Source organism: Sandarakinorhabdus oryzae (genome assembly GCF_009733735.1).
Taxonomy (GTDB): domain Bacteria; phylum Pseudomonadota; class Alphaproteobacteria; order Sphingomonadales; family Sphingomonadaceae; genus Sandarakinorhabdus; species Sandarakinorhabdus oryzae.
Genome location: NZ_WNJP01000270.1, coordinates 1 through 2,473, shown reverse-complemented (window position 1 = coordinate 2,473; position 2,473 = coordinate 1). Strand labels below are relative to the sequence as shown.

The window sequence follows — 2,473 nt, the reverse complement described above, 5'->3', positions numbered from 1 at the left end:
GCGCCGGGCGGTCTTCACCCGCACCTTGCCGCCGCGCGACCGGCCGCCGGGGCCGCTGGGACCGGCGCCGCTCACTTGCCGGCCATCCACACACCGTCGCGCATCATCAGCGTGCGCAAGATGCCCTCGCGGATGCCGCGATCGGCCACGCGCACCTGCCCACCCGGCCAGCGGGACAGAATGGCTTCGAGGATGGCGCAGCCGGCGACGATCAGTTCGGCGCGGTCCGGCCCGACACAGGCGATGCGGGCGCGTTCGGCGACGCTGGCCAGCCCGATCGAGCGGCACAGCGAGGCCAGGTCCGGGGTTGCTACCGCACAGCCATCAACCCGGCGCCGGTCATAGCCCGGCAGGCCCAGTTGCACGCTGGCGAGCGTGGTGATGGTGCCCGACGTGCCGAGCAGTTGCACCTCGTTGATGCCGCGCGCTGCCAGCCGACCAGCGAACTTGTCCAGCCAGGGCCAGACCTCGCCCAGCATGCGATCATAGGCGTCGATCCGGTCAGCCGCCTGCGGCCATTGCGGCTCGGTCTCCGCCAGGCTGACGACACCCCACGGCATCGAGATCCAGTCGAGAATCGCCGGCGGCGCGTCGCCAATGCCCGAGGAAGAGACCAGCATCAATTCGGTCGAGCCACCGCCGATATCGAACACCAGTGCCGGCGGGCCGTCGGCATCGATCAGCACATGGCAGCCCAGCACCGCCAGCCGCGCCTCCTCGGCCGGGCTGATCACGTCGAGCGCGATCCCGGTTTCATTGTAGACGCGCTCGACAAAGGCCAGGCCATTGCTGGCGCGGCGGCAGGCTTCGGTGGCGACATTGCGGGTGAGGCGCACGTCGCGGCGGCCCAGCTTGTCGGCACAGGCCGACAGCGCCGCCAGCGTGCGGTCCATGGCGGCGTCCGACAGGCGGCCGGCTTCCAGCAGCCCTTCGCCCAGCCGCACCACCCTGCTGTAGGCATCGACAACGGTGAAGCCGTCCGGCGATGGCCGGGCAATCAGCAGGCGGCAATTGTTGGTGCCCAGATCGAGCGCGCCATAAGCGCGCGACCGGCGTTGCTGCGCGGGGTGAGCCCGGTTGCGGGCCTCGTTTCGGGGAGCGGTGCCGCGGCGTTCGCCGTCGGCGGAATCAAGCGGGGCCGGCATCGGCAAGTCCAGTCAACATCAACCACCTTGGCCGTGTCGCCCGCACCGGGTGACCGCCGCAGCAGAACCTGACACCACGCTAGCCAATATATGGGTCAAACGCAAATGACCCTGCCGCGCCGGCACCTCGGCCGGTCGCCCGACCAACCCGGCCCGCTGCCCTGTTGACCGGGGCCGGCCAAGCCGCTAAATGCCCGCCCTCGCTGGCTGTTGCCCCGTCGTCTAAAGGTAAGACTCCGGACTCTGACTCCGTTAATCGAGGTTCGAATCCTCGCGGGGCATCCAGCGGCCTCCCCTTCTCGGCCAATTCACCCCGCGTCCTGCGCCTGGCGCGGCAGGTGCAGCACGACAATCAGGCCCGGCCCGGCGTCGTCCAGGGTGACCGTGCCGCCGTGCAGCCGCGCCACTGCCTGCACCAGTGCCAGGCCCAGCCCCATGCCGGCGCCGCCCACCTCCTCACTGCCACGCGCCGGATCGAGCCGGCCGAAACGGCTGAGCGCGACCTGGCGTTGATCGGCGGGAATGCCATGGCCGTCGTCAGTCACCACCAGGTCAACACCGTCACCGGCCAGTCGCGCCGCCAGCGTGATGTGCGTGGCGCCGGCGGCGTGGCGCAGCGCATTGTCGATCAGATTGGCCAGCGCCTGCTGCACCAGCGGCCGGTGCAGCGTGACCAGCACCGGCGCGCCCGCCGCCACGTCCAACGCGACGCCGGCATCCTCCGCCGCCGGGCCGAAGATTTCGGCGACATCATCCAAGAGGGCATGGGCATCGCTGCGGGTGAAATGCTCGCGCCCCACCCCGGCTTCGGCGCGGCTGATCTGCAGCGCTGTGGCCAGCAGTGCCAGCAGCCGGTCCATCTCGGCCGACATCACGTCCAGCGCCGTCTCGGTCTCCGCCGGGTTGGCGCGCGCCGCTTCCAGCCGGGCGCGCATCCGGGTGAGTGGCGAGCGCAGATCATGCGCCAGCGAGTCCGACAGGATGCGCAATTCACCGACCAGCAGCTCAATGCGATCGAGCATGGCGTTGATCGATCCGGCCAGCCGGTCAAAGGCATCGCCGCTGCCATCGCGGGCGGCGCGCAAGGTGAGATCACCGCCGGCCACCTTGCCGGCCACCGCCGCCACCGACGCCAGCCGGGCATTGGCCAGCCGCCCCAGCCAGATCGCCAGGAACAGCGCCGCCGGCAGGGTGAAGATCAGCGCCGTCGATGCTGCCCGGCCCACGGCGTCGGCCAGGCTGCGGCTGCCCGAGGCAGCGCGCCCGGCCAGCAGCACATGGCCCGCATCGAGCCGCGTCACCAGCACCAGATAGGCGCCGCCGGCGAT

2 protein-coding genes and 1 tRNA gene are annotated in these 2,473 nt (G+C 70.9%); 1 reads left to right on the top strand and 2 read right to left on the bottom strand.

Annotation, left to right across the window (positions count from 1 at the left end; all coding sequences use genetic code 11):
- Positions 1-71 precede the first annotated feature (71 nt).
- A complete protein-coding gene (locus GJ693_RS15430; protein ID WP_235902980.1) occupies positions 72-1,145 on the bottom strand; it encodes a Ppx/GppA phosphatase family protein in 1,074 nt (357 codons plus the stop codon).
- Between the two features lie 211 nt (positions 1,146-1,356).
- Between GJ693_RS15430 and GJ693_RS15425 the strand changes: the two genes are divergently transcribed.
- Positions 1,357-1,430: transfer RNA gene (locus tag GJ693_RS15425), tRNA-Gln, on the top strand.
- 23 nt (positions 1,431-1,453) lie between these two features.
- On the opposite strand, the gene GJ693_RS15420 is transcribed toward GJ693_RS15425, so the two are convergent.
- Positions 1,454-2,473, bottom strand: a 1,020-nt coding sequence (locus tag GJ693_RS15420; protein WP_156257131.1) for a sensor histidine kinase, incomplete at its 5' end; no start/stop codon positions are given.

Bases quoted from the DNA above. Each gene is read 5' to 3' on its own strand.
- GJ693_RS15430 (WP_235902980.1), bottom strand. From the start codon at position 1,145: ATGCCGGCCCCGCTTGATTCCGCCGACGGCGAACGCCGCGGCACCGCT.